We start from the raw sequence: 19,406 nt of genomic DNA on the forward strand, positions 1-19,406 counted from the left end.
CAGCGCGGCGTTGTTGCATCCGGGTGGCTATTTTCCCCGGGGTTGCGTCACAATACAGCCGGCATGAGCTAGGCCAACGGGGTCAGCGTCACCCAGCGTCCGGGATGCGAGGTGACGGGAAATGATGTGCGTCCGGGTAGATTTTCGATTGGAACCGGTACCGCGCTGCCTGCCATGCGTTTTGGGGTCGGGTTAACTTTTTGCTACTAAAAACATAACGGAGCACGAGGTGAGTGTGAGCCTACATCGCCGGAAAGATGCGCCTAATGTCCGTCAGCGCTGGTCAACGCTGGCCGTCACGGCTCTCGGCCTGCTGCTTGTCCAGCCGGCCGCGTATGCCGCGGGGTTTGGGCAACTACGGGTACAGTCCAACTTGGGGCAGCCGCTCCAGGCCGAAATCGATATCACCGGCGTGTCGGCCGAGGAAGCGGGCAGTTTGACTGTCAAGCTTGCCCCGTCGTCCGCCTATGCGCGCGCAGGGCTGACGTACCTGCCAGCCATCTCGAGCGTCAAGCTCGAAGTGCAGCAGCGCCCGAACGGCAGCTATGTTGCGACCGTCCGTTCGAACCAGCCGCTCAGCGAGCCGTTCGTGGACATTCTGGTCGACATGAGCTGGTCCAGCGGCAAGGTCACACGGGCGTACACGTTCCTGCTGGATCCGGCCGGTGCCAAGCCGTCCAACCAGACTTTCTCCCCGACCACGGTGGTGCAGGCGGCCACGCCCGATGCAACACCGGCTCCGGCTCCGGCTCCAGCCCGGCCGGCGCCCGCGCCGGCACCGGCACCGGTCGCAGCCGCCCCCGAGGCCGCGCGTCCGGCTCCTGCGGCGTCGACTCAGCCTCGCGCCCAGCAACAGCCACGGCCCGCCGCGGCTCCGGTGGCGAACGCAGGTGCCGCCGCCAATGGTTCCTATACGGTGCAGCGTGGCGACACGCTCTCTTCCATCGCCGGCGATGCGGTCCAGACGCAGGACTCCGTGTCGCTCGACCAGATGCTGTTGGCGCTGTATCGCAACAATCCCAACGCATTCATCGGCGGCAATATCAACCGGGTCAAGTCGGGTGCAGTGCTGAAGGTGCCGAGCGCCCAGCAGGCACAGGCCGTCAGCCCGCGTGAGGCCCGCCGTGAAGTGGTCGCCCGCACGCAGGGTTTCGACAGCTATCGCAGCCGTCTGGCCGCTGCCGCCGCCGCCAAATCGGTGGAGCCCGGTTCAGGCCGCGAGCAGTCCGGCAATGTGACGGCGCGCGTGCAGGACACCACCGTGCCCGCAGCGGGCCCACGTGACGAACTGAAGCTCTCCAAGGCGGACCGTGGCGCGCAGGGCAAGGCCCAGGCGCAGGCCGAAGCCGACGTGGCCAGCCAGCGCAAGCTCAAGGACGCCGAGTCGCGCGTGGCTGACCTGGAGAAGAACATCTCCGACATGCAGCGCCTGATGGAGCTGAAGAACGCGGAGATCGCGAAGCTGAACCAGGCCAATCAGGCAGCCAAGGCGCCTGCGCCGGCTGGCAAGGCGGCCGAAGCGGCTCCCGCGCCGGCCGTGGTGCCGGCAGAGCCGGCCAAGGCGGCAGCCACGACGACCGCAGCGGCCCCAAGCACCGCCACGCCGGAGCCTGCTCCGGCAGCCACGGCAGCCACGGCAGCCACGGCAGCCACGGCAGCCACGGCAGCCACGGCAGCCGCATCGGCACCGCAAGCCCAGGCAGCATCGGCTGCGGATGCTCAGGCCGCCGCTACTGCTACCGCCGCTGCCGCGGCATCGGCTCCGAAGGCAGCAACTGCGGCCGCCGCAGCTTCGGCCCCGGCTGCCGCGAAGAAGCCCGTTGCCCTGCCCAAGCCCGAGCCGTTGCCGCAGCCTTCGCTGCTCGACGGTCTGCTGGCCAACCCGATGCTGCTTCCGGGTGCTGCACTGATGGTTGTGCTGCTTGGCGGATATGCGTACTATCGCCGCCGCCAGAAGCAGAAGACTGGCGAGAACACTGGCTTTGGCGACAGCATCCTGTCGCAGGAAAGCACGGTGATGGCCGGTGGCCACTCGCTGTTCGGCACTGCCGGCGGACAGAGCGTCGATACGTCGCAGCACAGCGTGTTTGGCGCGGACTTCCGCATTGGCAACAACTCGCCCGAGGCGACGGAAGTCGATCCGATCGCCGAGGCCGAGGTTTACATCGCCTATGGGCGCGACGTGCAGGCGGAGGAAATCCTGCGCGAAGCGTTGCAGCAGAATCCGGAGCGCCAGGCCATTCGCCTGAAGCTCATGGAGATTTACAGCACTCGTCAGGATGTGGAAGGTTTCCGAGTGATCGCAGAAGAAATGTTCGCCCAGACGGGTGGGCACGGCGCGGACTGGCTACAGGCCGCCGAAATGGGCCGCAAGCTGGACCCGAGCAACGCGTTGTACCTGTCCGTCGCGCCGGATACGTCGGTCGAGGCAGATACGACCACCCCGGTGGCCGATCAGTGGCGCACGCAGGATCCCGCCGCGAACCTGACGCAACCGCCGGCCATGCCGGACTTGGCCTTGCCGCTCGATGCCTTCCCGGCGCCGGCGGCGGGGGAGCCCATCGTGGCGCCCGAATCCGCGTCGCTGGTATTCGGTAACGATCTCGAGTCGGAGCCGGTGCGTCTCGACGATGCACTCGACGAACGTCACGATGCCGGCGTGCCGGCGCTCGATACGCCGACCCGTTCGCGTCCGCTCGAGTTCGATATGTCGAGCCTGTCGCTGGACCTGAATCCGGAAAAACTGGAGCAGGACTCCGCCAAGCCGCTGTCCGGTATGGCGCAGTCGCTGGACGAATCCACGGTGCCGCTGCCCGCGCCGACGATGCTCCAGGGCGGCAAGCTCGTCGAGCCGATCGATCTGTCGCGCGTGACGTCGGAGGGGAGGCACGGCGATTCGAATGGCATGTCCGCCAGCACGTTGTCGGTCACCACGATGGATGGCAGCCGCGATATGCAGATCAAGCTCGATCTGGCGCGCGCCTATATCGAGATCGGCGACAAGGAAGGTGCCCGCGAACTGCTGCAGGAGGTGGTCGATCAATCGCAAGATTCCCTGCAGGAGGAAGCCCGCTCGTTGCTGCGCGAGGTGGCCTGATCCATTGCGACAGACGGCCGAGGGGCACGCCCCAAAGGTCGGTATGATGCAGGGTTTGCGGCAGATGCCTTGTCGCAACCCGAAGCGATGCGCCGGAAGCGTCCCTTCCGGCGCATTTTGTTTTTGTGCCATCAGGAAACTGTTTCTTGCCTGTGAACCGCATCGCCATCGGCCTCCACTATGACGGCTCGGCCTACTCCGGCTGGCAGTCGCAGCCCCATCGCAATACCGTGCAGGACCACCTCGAGGACGCGATCGAGCGCTTCGCAGGCGTGCGACTCCTGACCACGGTGGCCGGGCGGACGGATGCGGGAGTGCACGCGCTGGGGCAGGTCATCCACCTCGACACCGAACTCGACCGCGACCGCTTTTCATGGGTTCGCGGCGTCAACGCCTTCCTGCCGCCGTCGATCGCGCTGCAGTGGGCGGAGCCCGTCGACGAGAACTTCCACGCGCGCTTCCTGGCCTTCGAGCGCATGTATTACTACGCGCTGTACACGGGGCCGCATCGTGCGCCGATGATTCAGGGCCGTGCCGGTTACCTGATGCTGCCGCACGGGCAGCGGCTCGACATCGAGGCGATGCGCCGGGCGTCGGCATGTCTGCTCGGCGAACATGATTTCTCGGCGTTTCGCGCCGCCGAATGCCAGGCCAAGTCGCCCGTCAAGACGATGTACGACGTGACGATCGAGGCGGACGGCAACTGGGTGTTCCTGCGCTTCCGGGCCAGCGCCTTCCTGCACCACATGGTGCGTAACCTGATGGGTTGCCTGGTGGCGGTGGGGCGTGGCCGATATCCCGCCGCGTGGATGGCGGAAGTGCTGGAAGGGCGCAATCGCCAGAAGGCCGCGCCAACCTTCATGCCGGACGGGCTCTATCTGGTCGACGTGAAGTATCCTGAGCCATACCAGTTGCCCAAGGCGGACCCGGCCGCCAGCTTCTTCCACGGAGTATTTGTCAATGACAGCCACGATGGCGCTTGAGCCCCGCACGCGCATCAAGATCTGCGGCCTGACGCGCGAAGAGGACGTGCGCGCCGCCGTGGACGCCGGAGCCGATGCGATCGGTCTGGTCTTCTACGCCAGGAGCCCACGCCACGTGGATGTGGCGCACGCCGCGGCCCTGGCCGAACTGGTGCCGCCGTTCGTGTCCGTGGTTGGCCTGTTCGTCAATGCAGATGCCGAAGACGTGGCCCATGTGGCCGAGCGTGTGCCGTTGACGTTGCTTCAGTTCCACGGCGACGAGACGCCCCAGCAGTGCACCGAGATCGCCCGGCGCTGCCGGCTGCCATTCATGCGCGCCGCACGTGTCCGCCCGGGGCTCGATTTGGTAGAATTCGCAGATCAATATCGTGACGCTTCCGGCCTGCTGCTCGATGCCTTCGTCGAGGGCTATGGCGGTGGCGGCCACGTTTTCGACTGGACCCTGATTCCTGCTCAATGGCTTCCGCCCAATCCTGCCAATCCCCGCGCAAACGACGCTCCTCGCATCGTTTTGAGTGGTGGATTGAACGCGCAAAACGTCGCTGGAGCGATTGAGCGCGTGCGGCCCTACGCTGTGGATGTCAGCAGCGGCGTGGAGGCCAGCAAGGGTGTGAAAGACCACGCCCGTATTGCCGCATTCGTGCGCGCCGTTCGACAGGCCGACGCAGGGCGATCCGCAGGATAATTCCCTCCGCCTTCCGTGGCTCACGGCCGCGCCGACCCCGATACCCCGCGCGTCATCCCATGGCTGACGCGCTTCCTGAGAGCCTGGACATGTACGACCTGCCCGATTCCCGTGGCCACTTTGGCCCCTATGGCGGTACCTTCGTTTCCGAAACCCTGGTTCACGCGCTGGACGAGTTGCGCGACGCCTACGCGCGATACCAGAAGGACCCCGATTTCGACGCCGAGTATCGCCGCGAACTGAAGCACTTCGTTGGCCGCCCGTCGCCGATCTATCACGCGCAACGCTGGAGCGAGACGCTCGGTGGCGCGCAGATCTATCTCAAGCGCGAAGACCTGAACCACACCGGCGCGCACAAGATCAACAACGTGATCGGCCAGGCGCTGCTTGCCAAGCGCATGGGCAAGAAGCGTGTGATCGCCGAAACCGGTGCGGGCCAGCATGGCGTGGCCACGGCCACGATCGCGGCGCGCTTTGGCATGGAGTGCGTGGTCTACATGGGCTCCGAGGACGTGCGCCGCCAGGCGGCCAACGTCTATCGCATGAAGCTGCTGGGCGCCACCGTGGTGCCTGTGGAAAGCGGCTCGCGCACGCTCAAGGACGCGCTCAATGAAGCGATGCGCGACTGGGTGACCAACGTCGAGACCACGTTCTACATCATCGGCACCGTGGCCGGCCCGCACCCGTACCCGATGATGGTGCGCGATTTCCAGTGCGTGATCGGCGAGGAAGCCAAGGTGCAGATGCCCGAACTCGCGGGTCGCCAGCCCGACGCCGTGATCGCGTGCGTCGGCGGCGGTTCGAACGCGATGGGCATCTTCTATCCGTATATCGAACACAAGGATGTGCAGCTGATCGGCGTGGAAGCGGCCGGTGATGGCCTGGATTCGGGTCGCCATGCGGCTGCGCTGATCGGCGGTTCGCCGGGCGTGCTGCACGGCAACCGTACCTATCTGCTGCAGGACGCCAACGGCCAGATCATCGAGACGCACTCGGTGTCGGCAGGCCTGGACTACCCCGGCGTCGGCCCCGAGCACGCCTGGCTGAAGGACATGGGCCGCGCGCAGTACGTGCCGATCACCGACGAGGAGGCCCTCAAGGCGTTTCACGACTGCTGCCGTATCGAAGGCATCATCCCCGCGCTCGAATCGAGCCATGCGATCGCCTATGCGTGCAAGCTGGCGCCGACGCTGGGCCGCGACAAGCTGCTGCTAGTGAACCTGTCCGGCCGTGGCGACAAGGACATGCACACTGTGGCCGAACGCGCGGGGTTGAAGCTCTGATGCGCACACTGCCTCCCAATACGACGTTGCCCCAGTCCGACGAGGGCGGGGCGGGCTCGGAGCCGTTCGATATTCTCGATACGGCAACCATGCGCCTCTATCAGGAAGACGTGCTCGAAGGGATCAAACGCATCCCCGACGGCTCGATCGACCTGGTCGTGGCGGACCCGCCCTATGGTCTTGGCAAGGACTACGGCAACGATTCCGACCTGCTGTCTGGCGATGCCTATCTCGAGTGGTCGGAGCGCTGGATGGACGCGATCGTGCCCAAGATCGCGCCACGCGGCACGCTGTACCTGTTCTGCACCTGGCAATACTCGCCCGAGCTGTTCGTCATGCTCAAGCGGCGCATGACGATGATCAACGAGATCATCTGGGATCGCCGCGTGCCGAGCATGGGCGGCACCACGCGCAAGTTCTCGTCGGTGCACGACAACATCGGTTTCTTCGCCCGTCAGCGCGACTACTTTTTCGATCTCGATCCGGTACGGATTCCGTACGACGCAGAGACCAAGAAGGCGCGCAGCCGGCCGCGCTTCGAGGGCAAGAAATGGCTCGAGGTGGGGTACAACCCGAAGGACCTGTGGAGCGTGCCGCGCATTCACCGCCAGGACCCGGAGCGGGCCGACCATCCGACGCAGAAGCCGCTTGAGATCGTCGAGCGCATGGTGCTGTCCAGCTGTCCGCCGGGCGGCATCGTGCTCGACCCATTCACGGGCAGCGGCACGACCGCCGTGGCTTGCGTCCGGCACGGCCGCAGTTTCGTCGGATTCGAGATGAATCCGGAGTACGCCGGCCTGGTGCGCGAACGCGTGACCGCCGCGCAGCCCGTGTATGCACCGCTCAAGCCGCAAGCGTCCGATGTCGCCGATACCGCCGACGCCGCCAATGACGATGCCAATGACGATGCCAATGAAGCGGCATCGCCCGTGCAACGCCTTATCTGATTGCCACTGATATGTCCCGTATCCAGAAGACTTTCGCGGCGCTGGCCGCGCAGCAGAAGAAGGGCCTGATTCCGTTCATCACCGCCGGCGATCCGGCTCCCGCGTTGACCGTCGACCTGATGCACGCCCTCGTGGCTGGCGGCGCCGACGTGATCGAGCTCGGCGTGCCGTTCTCGGACCCGATGGCCGACGGCCCCGTGATCCAGCGCGCCTCCGAGCGCGCGCTGGCCCAGGGCGTTTCGCTGACGCAAGTGCTGGCCTGGGTGACCGAGTTCCGCAAGACGAACGCGACCACGCCGGTAGTGCTGATGGGCTACGCCAACCCGATCGAGCGCATGGGGGAGGAAACCTTCGCCAAGGCGGCCAGCGCGGCCGGCGTGGACGGCGTGCTCGTGGTCGACTACCCGCCCGAAGAGTGCGAGTCTTTCGCCGCGCTGATGCGCGCGAACCAGATGGACCCGATCTTCCTGCTGGCGCCGACCTCGACCGACGACCGTATCGCCGCGGTGGCGAAGGTGGCCAGTGGCTATCTGTACTACGTGTCGCTCACCGGCGTGACTGGCTCGGCCACGCTCGACCTCGAGAGCGTGGCTGCGCGTCTGCCGCTGATCAAGCAGCACGCGAACCTGCCCGTGGGCGTGGGTTTCGGTATCCGTGATGCGCAAACCGCACGTGCCATCGGCAGCGTGGCCGACGCCGTGGTGATTGGCAGTCGCCTGGTGCAGTTGCTTGAGGATGCGCCGCGCGAGAAGGCCGTGGACTCCCTGCGTGCCTTTATCGCCGACATCCGCCAGGCACTGGACGCCTGATTTCTGGTCCAACGCTTGACGTACCGCTGAGAAAATCGCGCCATTTATGATTCTTGCTTCACAAATGGCGCGTTTTGCTTCGGTCCGATGGCCCGGGCATGGTAAATTCGCGGCCTGATTCCCTGCCGTTCCTGTATTCGCCCCTCCCGAAGGAGGCCCGCGTGCGGACGACAGTTATCCGAAAGGAGCTTTCATGAGCTGGTTGGATAAACTCCTGCCTCCCAAGATTCAACAGACCGACCCCTCCACCCGCAAGGGCATTCCGGAAGGGCTGTGGGTCAAGTGCCCGTCGTGCGAGGCCACGCTGTACCGTACCGACGTCGAGGCCAATCTTCACGTCTGCCCGAAGTGCGACCACCATATGCGCATCGGTTCGCGCGAGCGCCTGGACAAGCTGCTCGACGCCGAAGGCCGCTATGAAATTGGCCAGGAAATCGTGCCGGTGGACGCCCTGAAGTTCAAGGACACCAAGAAGTACCCGGACCGCATCAAGGCCGCCATGGATGACACCGGCGAGACCGACGCGATGGTGGTGATGGGTGGCGCGATCCACACCATTCCCGTGGTCGTGGCCTGCTTCGAGTTCGAGTTCATGGGTGGTTCGATGGGCTCGGTGGTGGGCGAGCGTTTTGCCCGTGGCGCCCAGGCGGCGCTGGAGCAGAAAGTGCCGTTCATCTGCGTAACCGCCACTGGTGGGGCGCGGATGCAGGAAAGCCTGCTGTCGCTGATGCAGATGGCCAAGACCACGGCCATGCTGAACCTGCTTTCGAATGCCAAGCTGCCGTTCATCAGCGTGCTGACCGATCCGACGATGGGTGGTGTTTCGGCAAGCTTCGCGTTCTTGGGCGATGTGGTCATCGCCGAGCCGAAGGCGCTGATCGGTTTTGCCGGCCCGCGTGTGATCGAGCAGACCGTGCGCGAAAAGCTGCCGGAAGGCTTCCAGCGTGCCGAGTTCCTGATGCAGAAGGGCGCTATCGACATGATCGTGGACCGCCGCCGCCTGCGCGCCGAACTGGCGCAACTGCTGGCGCTGCTGCAGAAGCAGCCGGCTGACGCGGTAGCCTGACGCGGCAAGCAAATTTGCAGGACAATGGCGCGGGTGCCGAATACCCGCGCCATTTTGCTTTTGTAGTTCTGAATCCGTATGCCCATCTTCCACAATCTCCCCGACTGGCTCGCACATCTTGAAACCGCTCACCCCGTGGGCATCGACATGGGCCTGAGCCGCATCACGCGGGTCAAGGAAGCGCTGGGCCTGCGTATTGACGCCGCGGTCTTCACGGTGGGCGGTACCAACGGCAAGGGATCCACCTGCGCGATCCTCGAGCGCATCCTGCTCGAAGCGGGCTACAAGGTGGGCCTGCATACCTCGCCGCACCTGATCCAGTTCAACGAGCGTGCCCGCCTCAACGGCGAGCAGGCGACGGACGCCCAGCTCCTGCCGCATTTCGAGGCCGTCGAGCGCGCCCGCACGAGCTTTGCCGATCCGGTCAGCCTGACGTATTTCGAGTTCACGACGCTGGCGATCATCCACATGTTTGCCGAAGCCGGACTCGACGCGATCATCCTGGAAGTCGGTCTCGGTGGCCGCCTGGATGCGGTCAATGTGATTGATACGGACTGCGCGATCATCACCAGCGTGGATATCGACCACATCCAGTACCTGGGCGACACGCGCGAGAAGATCGGCTACGAGAAGGCCGGCATCTTCCGCCCGCACGTGCCGGCGATCGTCGGCGATCCCTTGCCGCCGCAGTCGGTGATCGATCACGCTGAGGCGATCGGCGCCGAACTCTGGCTTGTGGGACGCGATTTCCGCCACCAGGCCGCGCAGGGCCAGGAGCGCCAGCAATGGGACTGGGCTAGTCGCGACCGCAAGCTGAATGGCCTGGGCTACCCGGCATTGCGTGGCGCCAACCAGCTGCTCAACGCATCTGCAGCGCTGGCCGCGCTGCAGGCCATGCGCTCGCGCCTGCCTGTGAGCGCGCAGGAAGTGCGCAACGGCCTGGCGTTCGTGGAGTTGCCGGGACGGTTCCAGGTGCTGCCGGGGCGTCCGGCCGTGATCCTCGATGTCGCGCACAACCCCCATGCCGCAGCGACGCTTGGGCAGAACCTTGAGAATATGGGGTTCTTCCGTTACACCTATGCGGTGTTCGGCGCCATGCACGACAAGGACATCGCCGGCGTGCTGCAACATGTGGCCGACAAGGTGGACCACTGGTGCCTGTGCGACCTGCCGACCGACCGGGCCGCTACTGCCGCGGAATTGCGCGAGAAGCTTGAGGCAACTGGCTTCCGTGAGGGCCCGGACAACACTGTTGCATGTTTTTCCAGTCCCGAACTTGCGTATCGCGATGCTGTCGAGCGCGCTACCGAGAATGATAGAATCCTGGTCTTCGGGTCGTTCTACACAGTGGCCGGCGTGATGGCATATCGTGCCACGCAGGCCAACTGAGCCGGAACGGCATCGCACCGAACACCATACTTTGGGCATCTATGGGCCTGCTTTCGCTGTTCTCGTCCCGCAAGGGCACTGACCCGGCACCCGAACGCGGTCGCCGCACGCGCGCGGAATCGAGCGCCGGCATCGGCGCGTCGCGTCGGACGGCGGACGAATACGCTGACGATACCCTTGACCCCGATTTTCCCCAGAAGCAACGCGCGCGGCGTCGTCTGATCGGTGCCGTGGTGCTGCTCGCGGCCGCGATCATCGTGTTGCCGATCATGTTCGAGCACAAGCCGCGTCCGGTTTCGGAGGATGTGGCCGTCAGCGTGGCCAACGGGCAGGGCGCCACGCAAAAGCCGAAGGTCGAGGCACGCAAGGCCGAGCCGCTGCCACCGTCCGCCAATGCCAATCGCAACGATGCGGCGCTAGACGCGGGCGAGGAGATCGTCACCGCACCCGCTTCGGATAAGTCCGACAAATCTGACAAGCCGAAGGCTGACGCGAAGCCTGACACCAAGGTTGCCGATAGCAAGCCGGCGGACAAGCCTGCCGCCGCCGGCACGAAGTACCTGATTATGATTGGCGCGTTCTCGTCGGAAGAACGCGCGAAGAACTGGCTGGCCAAGCTCAAGGAGAGCAAGGTGCCGGCCTATGTGGAAAAGAAAATGCTGGCCGATGGTGAACGGAACCTGCTGCGGGCGGGTCCGTTCACCAGTCGCGACGCCGCCGAGGCGGCGGAGAAGAAGGTTAAGGCGATCGGACTCACTTCGAAGATCGTGGAGCAGTAAGAGGCGCTATCAACATGAAGCGAAGCGGCGCTGGCTAGCCGCGCGGCCGCAGACAGTACAAGTGGACTGGCCAAGGCCGCGCAACGACGCCAGAATCATTTTGATAGCGCCTCTAAGCCGACGCGTCGGCGAGTGGGCACGTGGTGTGCCGCGACGTATCGCAATCCGGCAGTCTGCCCCCATCTGACAGGAACGCATCGCACCGCCCAGGACGCATGGCTTTTACTTTTTTCGATTACGCGGTGGCCTTCATCGTGGTGGCCTCGGGCCTGGTTGGCATACTGCGCGGGCTGGTGCGCGAAGTGCTCGCGCTGGTGGGCTGGATCGTGGCTTTCGTACTGGCATACCATTTCGGCGGCATGGCCGCGCAATGGATGCCGGAGTCGCTGCCTGGCGGCGAACTGACGCGCAGCGCGCTGGGCTTTCTCGCCGTATTCTTTGGTACGTGGATCGTCGCCGCGCTGGCGGGGGCGATTCTGGGCCAGTTACTGGAATCCACCGGGCTGAAGCCCGCGGATCGCGGCCTGGGGCTGTTGTTCGGGCTGGCGCGCGGCGCGCTGATCGTGATGCTGGTCGTCGTGCTGGCGGGCCTCACCAGGCTGCCGGAAGAACCATTCTGGCGTGACGCGGTGTCGCGCCCCTATGTGATGCAGGCCATGGACGAGCTGCGGCACTGGCTGCCGCCGGACCTGGCCAAATATGTGAAGACGTGAGCGCCTGCGGGCGTTGCTCGACAGAGCGCACCCGCGGCGACAGTGACAACGCAGATCCCGTTCGCCCTTGACGGGATTGCGCCCCTGAATCATTTGCCTTTCCTGGGAGTTCGGCATGTGCGGTATCGTCGGTGCGGTTTCCACCAGCCCTGTCAATCAACTCATCTATGACAGCCTGCTGCTGTTGCAACACCGCGGACAGGATGCAGCCGGCATCGCCACGGCCAATGGCAGCACCTTTCACATGCACAAGGCCAACGGCATGGTGCGTGACGTGTTCCGCACGCGCAACATGCGCAGCCTGCCGGGCACGTCGGGCATCGGCCAAGTGCGCTACCCGACCGCCGGTTCCGCGTCGAGCGAGGAAGAAGCACAGCCGTTCTATGTGAACGCGCCGTACGGCGTCATCCTCGCCCACAACGGCAACCTGACCAATTCGGAACAGTTGCGCGAGGAAATGTTCCGTCGGGATCGTCGCCACATCAACACGCATTCGGACTCCGAAGTGCTGCTGAACGTGTTGGCCGACGAACTGCAACGCGCCAGCAGCGGCAACGAACTGGACCCGGAGACAATCTTCAAGGCCGTCGCGGGCATGCATCGCCGCGTCAAGGGTGCCTATGCGATCACCGCGCAGATCGCCGGCTACGGCCTGCTGGCCGTGCGCGATCCGTTCGGCATCCGCCCGCTGTGTATTGGCAGCGTCGACACCCCGACCGGCAAGGAATACCTCATCGCCTCGGAATCCGTGGCCCTGGAAGGCATCGGCTACCAGATGGAGCGCGATGTGGCGCCGGGCGAGGCGATTTTCATCGACCTGGACGGCTCGTTCCACAGCAAGCAGTGCGCTGATAATCCGGTGCTGACGCCGTGCATCTTCGAGTACGTCTATCTGGCCCGTCCGGATTCGTGCATTGACGGCGTGCCGGTCTACGATGCCCGCCTGCGCATGGGCGACTACCTGGCCGAAAAGATCCGCCGCGAAGTGCCGGCTGGCGATATCGACGTGGTCATGCCGATTCCCGATTCGAGCCGCCCGGCCGCCATGCAGGTGGCCAATGCGCTCGGCGTGCAGTACCGCGAGGGCTTCTTCAAGAACCGCTACGTGGGCCGTACGTTCATCATGCCGGGCCAGGCAGTGCGCAAGAAGTCGGTGCGCCAGAAGCTCAACGCGATGGGTGTCGAGTTCAAGGGCAAGAATGTGCTGATCGTCGACGATTCGATCGTCCGCGGTACTACGTCGCTCGAGATCGTGCAGATGGCGCGTGACGCAGGTGCGAAGAAGGTGATCTTCGCGTCGGCCGCGCCGCCGGTGAAGTTCCCGAACGTCTACGGTATCGACATGCCCACGCGTGCCGAACTGGTGGCCTATGGTCGCACGGACGAAGAAGTGGCGCGCATGATCGGCGCCGACCAGCTCGTCTACCAGGACGTGGAAGCGATGAAGCAGGCTGTGCGCGACATCAACCCGAACCTGCGTGACTTTGATGCGTCGTGCTTCGACGGCAAGTACGTTACCGGCGATATTGACGACGCCTATCTGGAGCGCCTCGAGACCGCGCGTAGCCTGGCCGATCGTGAAGGCACCAACGGCGGTGAAACCGAACGTTCGCAGCTGCATCTGCAGCGCTCGGGCGGCAACGAATAACAAGAGACAAGAATCTTCGGAAGGCAGCAAAGCAGCATGAGCGAACCGTTCAACCCCGACGCCTACGGCATTGATACCCTCGGCGTGCGCGCCGGCACGCTGCGCACTGGCGAATTCATGGAGCACTCCGAGGCGATGTACCTGACCTCGAGCTTCTGCTTCAACAGTGCGGCAGAAGCCGCCGCACGCTTCGCCAACTCGGAAGAGGGTTACACCTACTCGCGCTTCACGAATCCGACCGTGTCGATGTTCCAGTCGCGCCTGGCCGCGCTGGAAGGCGCGGAGGCCTGCATGGCTACGGCTTCGGGCATGAGCGCGATTCTGTCGGTGGCGCTCGCCACGCTGCAGGCCGGCGATCACCTGGTCAGCTCGCGTTCGATCTTCGGCTCGACGATGACGCTGTTCAACTCGATCCTGGCCAAGTTCGGTGTGGAGACGACCTACGTCGACGGCACCGATCTGGCTGCCTGGCGTGCCGCTGTGAAGCCGAACACGAAGCTGTTCTTCCTGGAGACGCCGTCGAACCCGCTGACCGAGGTGTCCGATATCGCGGCAGTTGCCGATATTGCGCACAATGCCGGCGCGCTGTTCGTGGTCGACAACTGCTTCTGTTCGCCGGCCCTGCAGCAGCCGATCAAGTTTGGTGCCGATGTGGTGGTGCATTCGGCCACCAAGCACATCGACGGCCAGGGCCGCGTGCTTGGCGGCGCGGTGGTCGGCAAGCACGATTTCATCATGGGCAAGGTGTTCCCGTTCGTGCGCACGGCGGGCCCGACGCTGTCGGCGTTCAACGCGTGGGTGATGCTCAAGGGCATGGAAACGCTGGCGATCCGCATGGAGCGTCACTCGCAGAGCGCGTTGGCGATTGCCGAGTTCCTCGAGTCGCATCCAGCCGTGAATCGTGTGTTCCACCCGGCACTGAAGTCGCATCCGCAATACGAGATCGCCCAACGCCAGCAGAGCGGGGGCGGCGCGATCGTGTCGTTCGAGTTGAAGGGTGACACCCCCGAAGCCATGCGTGCTGCTGCATGGCGCGTGATCGACAACACGAAGCTGTGCTCGATCACCGGCAATCTCGGCGACACGCGCACGACGATCACCCATCCATACACCACCACCCACGGTCGCGTGGCGCCTGAAGCCAAGGCCGCCGCCGGCATCAGCGAAGGTCTGATTCGACTGGCCGTTGGCCTGGAGTCCGTGGAAGATCTGAAGGCCGATCTGCTGCGCGGCCTGGGCCAGTAAGCGGTTGGTTTTACTTCCCCCGCCCATGACCGGGCGGGGAGTCTTCACCGCAGCATCCTCTTCCTCAGCAGCACCAGCGCCACCGTCAGCGCCACAACTGCATACGCCGCGAGCACACCGACGTGCAGCGCGACATTCTCCACCGGCCGGCCCAGCATCAATGGGCGAATCAATGCCACCGCGTGCGCCAGCGGCAACACCTGTGTGGCGGCCTGCGCGCCTTCCGGCAACTGTTCGAGCGGAAAGAACACGCCCGATAGCAGCAGCATCGGCGTCATGACCAGCGTCTGGTAGAACATGAAGAAGTCGTAGCTCGGTGCCAGCGCGGTCACGATCATCGCCAGACTGGCGAACGTCACACCCGCCAGCACGATGACCGGTAGCGCCCCGAGCGCGCTCGGAAACTGCGCATAGCCCAGAAGACCGGCCACCAGCATGATCGCCACCCCGGACAGCACAGCTTTGCTGGCTGCCCATAGCACCTCGCCCAGCACCACGTCGCCCAGCGTCAGCGGAGCGTGCATGATCGCTTCCCAGGTGCGCTGCACATGCATGCGCGAGAACGCCGAATACATCGACTCGAAGCTAGCGGACATCATCACGCTCGACGCCGTTGTGCCTGCCGCGAGAAACGCGATATACGACACGCCATGCACATTGCCGACCAGCAATCCAAGCCCGAGACCCAGGCCGAACAGGTAGATCATCGGATCCGCCAGGTTGCCGATCAATGACGGCACGGCCAGCTTCTTCCAGACCATGTAGTTGCGGTACCAGACCATCATCCAGTTGCGCGCATTGCGTGGCAGCAGCGGCTGAGGGTAGCGCTGGTGGGTTTGCACGACGGGCGGCGCGCCGGCGACGATCGCGTCAGTGCTTCGTGGTGGGTCCAGTTCGCTCATTTCAATCCCTCATCTCGCGGCCGGTCAACTTGAGGAACACGTCCTCGAGGTTGGCAGGCCGATGCAGGTAGCGCACGCCGCCCTTGCCATGCAGGGCGGCCAGCAGCGGAGCCGGCTCGCGCACGTAGAAGAACAGCGTTTCGCCGCGCATTTCGGTGCGTTCAGCCAGGGGCGTCAGCGTGTCGCGCAGCGGTTCGAGCTCATCGCCGTAGACTTCCACCACATCGCAGCCGATCTCGCTGTCGATCAGTTCATGTGGCTTGCCTTCAGCGATCTTGCGACCCGCGTCGATGACGCACAGGTGGTTGCAGAGCCGTTCGGCTTCCTCCATGAAGTGGGTGGTCAGCAGAATCGTCTTGCCGGCCGAGAGCAGTGATTTGAGTCGCTCCCAGATCAGGTGCCGGGCCTGCGGGTCGAGGCCCGTCGTCGGCTCGTCCATGATCAGCAGGTCAGGGTCGTTGATCAGCGCTCGCGCCACGGTCAGGCGCCGCCGCATGCCGCCAGAGAGGTCGCGTACCTGCGCGTCTGCACGGCTTTCCAGTCGCGCGAACTCGAGCAGCTTCGGCACTCGCTCCGCGATCTGGGCGGAGGACAGGCCAAAGTAGCGCCCGAAGATGCGCAGGTTCTCGATGACGGAGAAGTCGGGATCGAGATTGTCGAATTGCGGCACCACGCCCACGCGCATCCGCGCCTGTGGGGCGCGTTGCGGAATCGGTTCGCCGCAAAGCATCAGCGTGCCGGATGCTGGCGTAGTCAGGCCCAGCAACATCCGCAGCGTGGTGGTCTTGCCGGCGCCATTCGGGCCGAGCAGGCCGAAGCACTGGCCGGGCTGGACTTCCAGGTCCAGGTTGTCGACCACGACGTGGTCGCCATAGAGTTTGCGCACATTGCGCATCTGGAGGATTGCGGTCAAGGCGAGGTCCCGAGGATGCGATATCTGCCATTATGCAGGGCATCGCTCGGCGCATTGTTGCGCGAATCACGGCGAGACAATTCCATTTGGCGGAGTGTAGGTTGGCTAACGCGCGGCGTTCGGCTTACTCTTGATGTTTTCGATACTGGACTTCAAAGGAGCCGTGATGACTTTCGAACACTGGATTACGTTCGTGTTGACCAGCGTGATCCTGCTGATCATTCCAGGGCCGACGATCCTCCTTGTGATCGGCGATGCGCTCGCGCATCGCGGCCGCAGCGCCTATGCCACGGTGGCTGGTGTGGCTTGTGGCGACCTGACGGCCTTCACGCTGTCGATGGCCGGCCTGGGAGCGGTGCTGGCGGCCTCTGCCACGCTTTTCACGGCTCTCAAGTGGGTTGGGGCGGCTTATCTGGTCTATCTCGGTGTGCAGGCGCTGCGTACCGCGAATCAGGCCCGGGAACTCGAGGTGGCGCCGCAGTCCGGCAGCGGCGCCCAGCGCTTTGCCAAGGCATGGCTGGTCACGGCGCTGAACCCGAAGAGCATCGTGTTCTTCGTGGCCTTTGTGCCGCAGTTCATGGATGCGAAGTTGGCATTCTGGTCGCAGGCCGTGGTGCTGATCCCGACCTTCGTGGTGCTGGCGAGTGCCAATGCCACGGTTTATGCGCTGCTGGCGCGTTCGCTGGCGACTCGGCTGACCACGCGACGGGCGCAGGCCAATATGCAGCGTGCCGGCGGCATTACGCTGATTGGGGCGGGCGCACTGATCGCCACGCGCTCCTAGGTAGTGCTGTAGGGACGAAAAAAAACCGCCAGCTTGCTGGCGGTTTTTCTTGGCAATGCGCGAATCAGTAGAGCTTCTTCGGCAGCATTTGCATACGCAGACGCTTGCGCAGACGGGCCTCGGCAGCCTTCTTCTTGCGCTTGCGCTCGGTCGTCGGCTTTTCGTAGGCGGTGCGGCTCTTCAGTTCCACGATCAGGCCAGTCTGCAGAATGGCGCGACGGAAACGACGCATTGCAACTTCAACGGGCTCGCCCGGTTTCAGAACGATCTTAGTCAATTCAGTCCTTCGGAAATTACCGCCAGAGGCGGTGGGTTCATAGGGGGAAACGTGTTACGTCAGGCTCCGGAGCCTTTCGCGACGGTGGTATTGCACACAGCGGCGAATGCCGTGGTGCGCCCCTAGAACCTGCTGTGGACCGAAATCCGTACTGCCTGTGTCAGGGGTGATGGGCCAAATTTTCCTAGCTAGGTAAAAACTTGGTGGGCTACCTGTTTCCGTGAATATTGCGCAAGAAATACGCCGGTAAGCTTTTACAGGTATACCGGGGGTGAGTCAAGTAAACCTGGGCAATCTGAGATCATACACCAGGAAATGTGCGCGAGGACCGGCAATCCTGGGATTGGCGTTACTGCAACAGGCTGCACCATGCCGAGATCAGCAGTACAAGCGCCATGAGGCGGTCAAAGCGCTTCATCATGGCGGGGGATCGGATGAATCGGGTGGCGCCCGCGCCGAGGGCCGCCCATACGCCCATGCAAGGCAGCGAGACGATAAAGAAGGTGAGTGACAGCAGCATCACCTGATGCGACTGGTCTGACCCGTGGCCCGCAAAAACACTTACCACGGCCAGCGCCATCATCCAGGTCTTAGGATTCACGAGCTGCAAGGCGGCCGCGCCTGCGAGGCCGAGTGACCGTTTGTCGTTGCTGTCGACCTCGACACTTGCCGCCGGGCTGCTCCAGATCTGCCACGCCAGCCAGGAGAGCCAGAGCACGCCGCTCCAGGCCATCACGCGTTGCACCTGCGGATGGTCAGTCAAGGCATCGCCAATGCCGATGCCGACGGCTAGTACCAACAAGGCTGCGCCGCCACAGCCGCCCATGATGATCGGCAGCGTTGCCACGATTCCGCGGCGGGCGCTGTGGCTCAGTACGATGACGTTGGTCGGGCCGGGCGTGATCGACGCAACGATCGCGAAAAGCAGGAAAGGAAGAAAAGGGAGCGTGTCGAGCATGTGGCCATTGTTGCGGCCAATGTCTCACGCGTCTGGAAGATTTGAGCAGCGCTTGCGGTAGTGCGCGGGTGTCAGGCCATAGGCGCGCCGGAACCAGCGTCCCAGATGGCTCTGGTCGGCAAAGCCGAGCGCGACGGCGACATCGGCTGGCGTTGCGCCTCGGGCCAGCAGATGTCGTGCGCGCGCCAAACGCATCTGTACCAGGTAGGCATGCGGCGCGATGCCGAATGCCGCCTTGAATGCGCGTGTCAGTCGATAGCGATCCACGCCGCTGATCGCAGCCAGATCATCGAGCCCGATATCGTGATCAAGGTGGTCGTGGAGATAGTCGCGCGCCCGCTGTGCCACCAGGGGCAAGCGCGGGTCGAATGCGTGATGCGCGCGCCAATGCAGATGCGCTGTCAGTTGGGCGAGGAGCGCATCGAGTGCCGACTGACGGACGATGCGCAATTCGGGCTGCTGCAGGACCGTATAGGCGCTACCGATGGCCGAGATCAACGCGGGGTCTTCTCTCAGGGTCTGAGCAAAGCCAGGTTGGCAGTGCGCTGGGGCGTCCTCGAATACAGCGCGTAGCTCGCGCTCCATCCACTGCGCGTCGAGATAGAGCATCGAGTAGGTGAAGCCTTCCGGCGCCACAGCGTAGCCATCATGGATCTCGCCGGGCTCCAGCGTGAACACCTTGCCAGGGGTGCTGCGCTGGACTTCGCGGCGACAGTGAAACTGCTGGATGCCCTGCTCGGTGTATCCGACCAGGTAGCTGTCATGCCAGTGAGGATCGTAGGCGTGGCCAGTGAAATGGGCGCGAATCGTCTCGATGCCAGTGCTGGCATCCTGCCTGAGATCAATCCAGCTTTTGGGGCTCACAGCGATTTTTGCGTTTCGGTTCCTTGAGCGGGCATCTTATACAGTCTGATGCGAAGGCTCTGGA

Annotated in this window: 18 protein-coding genes; 13 read left to right on the top strand and 5 right to left on the bottom strand. The window is 64.2% G+C overall.

Annotation, left to right across the window (positions count from 1 at the left end; genetic code table 11):
• Positions 1-229: 229 nt before the first annotated feature.
• The 12 genes from RN01_RS16310 to RN01_RS16365 all read left to right on the top strand — a co-directional run bounded on the left by RN01_RS16310 (position 230) and on the right by RN01_RS16365 (position 14,644).
• Positions 230-3,097, top strand: a complete 2,868-nt coding sequence (locus RN01_RS16310; RefSeq protein WP_039016690.1) for a FimV/HubP family polar landmark protein — start codon at positions 230-232, stop codon at positions 3,095-3,097.
• Between the two features lie 152 nt (positions 3,098-3,249).
• Positions 3,250-4,080: a tRNA pseudouridine(38-40) synthase TruA gene (gene truA, locus RN01_RS16315; RefSeq protein ID WP_024569917.1), complete on the top strand. Its 831-nt coding sequence runs from the start codon at positions 3,250-3,252 to the stop codon at positions 4,078-4,080.
• On the top strand, positions 4,058-4,765 hold the full coding sequence (locus RN01_RS16320) for a phosphoribosylanthranilate isomerase (protein WP_017514009.1): 708 nt from the start codon (positions 4,058-4,060) through the stop codon (positions 4,763-4,765). The genes truA and RN01_RS16320 overlap by 23 nt, the downstream gene beginning before the upstream one ends.
• 89 nt (positions 4,766-4,854) lie before the next feature.
• Positions 4,855-6,048, top strand: a complete 1,194-nt coding sequence (gene trpB / locus RN01_RS16325; RefSeq protein WP_008648451.1) for a tryptophan synthase subunit beta — start codon at positions 4,855-4,857, stop codon at positions 6,046-6,048.
• Positions 6,048-6,995 carry a site-specific DNA-methyltransferase gene (locus tag RN01_RS16330; protein ID WP_024569916.1) on the top strand — a complete coding sequence of 316 codons (948 nt, stop codon included), beginning with the start codon at positions 6,048-6,050 and terminating at the stop codon, positions 6,993-6,995. Before trpB ends, RN01_RS16330 begins: the two co-directional genes overlap by 1 nt.
• Positions 6,996-7,006: 11 nt before the next feature.
• A complete protein-coding gene (gene trpA / locus RN01_RS16335; RefSeq protein ID WP_011517055.1) occupies positions 7,007-7,804 on the top strand; it encodes a tryptophan synthase subunit alpha in 798 nt (265 codons plus the stop codon).
• A 193-nt stretch (positions 7,805-7,997) separates the two neighbouring features.
• A complete protein-coding gene (gene accD, locus RN01_RS16340; protein ID WP_011517054.1) occupies positions 7,998-8,870 on the top strand; it encodes an acetyl-CoA carboxylase, carboxyltransferase subunit beta in 873 nt (290 codons plus the stop codon).
• A gap of 78 nt (positions 8,871-8,948) precedes the next feature.
• Positions 8,949-10,259: a bifunctional tetrahydrofolate synthase/dihydrofolate synthase gene (gene folC / locus RN01_RS16345; protein ID WP_017513724.1), complete on the top strand. Its 1,311-nt coding sequence runs from the start codon at positions 8,949-8,951 to the stop codon at positions 10,257-10,259.
• A 41-nt stretch (positions 10,260-10,300) separates the two neighbouring features.
• Positions 10,301-11,038, top strand: a complete 738-nt coding sequence (locus RN01_RS16350; protein WP_024569915.1) for an SPOR domain-containing protein — start codon at positions 10,301-10,303, stop codon at positions 11,036-11,038.
• A gap of 215 nt (positions 11,039-11,253) precedes the next feature.
• A complete protein-coding gene (locus RN01_RS16355) occupies positions 11,254-11,751 on the top strand; it encodes a CvpA family protein (protein WP_017513725.1) in 498 nt (165 codons plus the stop codon).
• A gap of 115 nt (positions 11,752-11,866) precedes the next feature.
• Positions 11,867-13,399, top strand: coding sequence for an amidophosphoribosyltransferase (gene purF / locus RN01_RS16360; RefSeq protein ID WP_008648427.1), 1,533 nt, complete (start codon positions 11,867-11,869; stop codon positions 13,397-13,399).
• A gap of 36 nt (positions 13,400-13,435) precedes the next feature.
• Positions 13,436-14,644 (top strand): O-succinylhomoserine sulfhydrylase, encoded by a 1,209-nt coding sequence (locus RN01_RS16365; protein ID WP_008648424.1) that lies wholly within the window; start codon positions 13,436-13,438, stop codon positions 14,642-14,644.
• A 44-nt stretch (positions 14,645-14,688) separates the two neighbouring features.
• On the opposite strand, the gene RN01_RS16370 is transcribed toward RN01_RS16365, so the two are convergent.
• Positions 14,689-15,546 (bottom strand): ABC transporter permease, encoded by an 858-nt coding sequence (locus RN01_RS16370; RefSeq protein WP_024569914.1) that lies wholly within the window; start codon positions 15,544-15,546, stop codon positions 14,689-14,691.
• Between the two features lies 1 nt (position 15,547).
• Positions 15,548-16,441 (bottom strand): nodulation factor ABC transporter ATP-binding protein NodI, encoded by an 894-nt coding sequence (gene nodI, locus RN01_RS16375; RefSeq protein WP_017514830.1) that lies wholly within the window; start codon positions 16,439-16,441, stop codon positions 15,548-15,550.
• Between the two features lie 184 nt (positions 16,442-16,625).
• Between nodI and RN01_RS16380 the strand changes: the two genes are divergently transcribed.
• Positions 16,626-17,243 (top strand): LysE family translocator, encoded by a 618-nt coding sequence (locus RN01_RS16380; RefSeq protein WP_011517047.1) that lies wholly within the window; start codon positions 16,626-16,628, stop codon positions 17,241-17,243.
• A gap of 64 nt (positions 17,244-17,307) precedes the next feature.
• Here RN01_RS16380 and rpsU read toward each other — a convergent pair whose 3' ends face one another.
• The 3 genes from rpsU to RN01_RS16395 all read right to left on the bottom strand — a co-directional run bounded on the left by rpsU (position 17,308) and on the right by RN01_RS16395 (position 19,342).
• Complete coding sequence (gene rpsU / locus RN01_RS16385; protein ID WP_008648415.1) at positions 17,308-17,520, bottom strand: 30S ribosomal protein S21; 213 nt, start codon at positions 17,518-17,520, stop codon at positions 17,308-17,310.
• Positions 17,521-17,869: 349 nt separating this feature from the next.
• Positions 17,870-18,478, bottom strand: coding sequence for a LysE family translocator (locus RN01_RS16390; RefSeq protein ID WP_017514832.1), 609 nt, complete (start codon positions 18,476-18,478; stop codon positions 17,870-17,872).
• 24 nt (positions 18,479-18,502) lie between these two features.
• Entirely contained in the window at positions 18,503-19,342 is an 840-nt protein-coding gene (locus tag RN01_RS16395) for an AraC family transcriptional regulator (protein ID WP_024569913.1), read from the bottom strand.
• Between the last annotated feature and the right edge of the window lie 64 nt (positions 19,343-19,406).

Origin of the sequence: Cupriavidus sp. SHE (assembly GCF_000812445.1) — a bacterium.
In the GTDB taxonomy this organism is placed as follows: Bacteria; Pseudomonadota; Gammaproteobacteria; order Burkholderiales; family Burkholderiaceae; genus Cupriavidus; species Cupriavidus metallidurans.

What these genes read in the sequence shown, in the direction of transcription:
- trpA (WP_011517055.1), top strand. Translation starts at nt 7,007, where the DNA reads ATGTCCCGTATCCAGAAGACTTTCGCGGCGCTGGCCGCGCAGCAGAAG.
- accD (WP_011517054.1), top strand. Translation starts at nt 7,998, where the DNA reads ATGAGCTGGTTGGATAAACTCCTGCCTCCCAAGATTCAACAGACCGAC.
- RN01_RS16365 (WP_008648424.1), top strand. Translation starts at nt 13,436, where the DNA reads ATGAGCGAACCGTTCAACCCCGACGCCTACGGCATTGATACCCTCGGC.
- RN01_RS16380 (WP_011517047.1), top strand. Translation starts at nt 16,626, where the DNA reads ATGACTTTCGAACACTGGATTACGTTCGTGTTGACCAGCGTGATCCTG.
- RN01_RS16390 (WP_017514832.1), bottom strand. Translation starts at nt 18,478, where the DNA reads ATGCTCGACACGCTCCCTTTTCTTCCTTTCCTGCTTTTCGCGATCGTT.
- nodI (WP_017514830.1), bottom strand. Translation starts at nt 16,441, where the DNA reads ATGCGCAATGTGCGCAAACTCTATGGCGACCACGTCGTGGTCGACAAC.
- RN01_RS16320 (WP_017514009.1), top strand. Translation starts at nt 4,058, where the DNA reads ATGACAGCCACGATGGCGCTTGAGCCCCGCACGCGCATCAAGATCTGC.
- purF (WP_008648427.1), top strand. Translation starts at nt 11,867, where the DNA reads ATGTGCGGTATCGTCGGTGCGGTTTCCACCAGCCCTGTCAATCAACTC.
- RN01_RS16370 (WP_024569914.1), bottom strand. Translation starts at nt 15,546, where the DNA reads ATGAGCGAACTGGACCCACCACGAAGCACTGACGCGATCGTCGCCGGC.
- RN01_RS16330 (WP_024569916.1), top strand. Translation starts at nt 6,048, where the DNA reads ATGCGCACACTGCCTCCCAATACGACGTTGCCCCAGTCCGACGAGGGC.
- trpB (WP_008648451.1), top strand. Translation starts at nt 4,855, where the DNA reads ATGTACGACCTGCCCGATTCCCGTGGCCACTTTGGCCCCTATGGCGGT.
- RN01_RS16350 (WP_024569915.1), top strand. Translation starts at nt 10,301, where the DNA reads ATGGGCCTGCTTTCGCTGTTCTCGTCCCGCAAGGGCACTGACCCGGCA.
- folC (WP_017513724.1), top strand. Translation starts at nt 8,949, where the DNA reads ATGCCCATCTTCCACAATCTCCCCGACTGGCTCGCACATCTTGAAACC.
- RN01_RS16355 (WP_017513725.1), top strand. Translation starts at nt 11,254, where the DNA reads ATGGCTTTTACTTTTTTCGATTACGCGGTGGCCTTCATCGTGGTGGCC.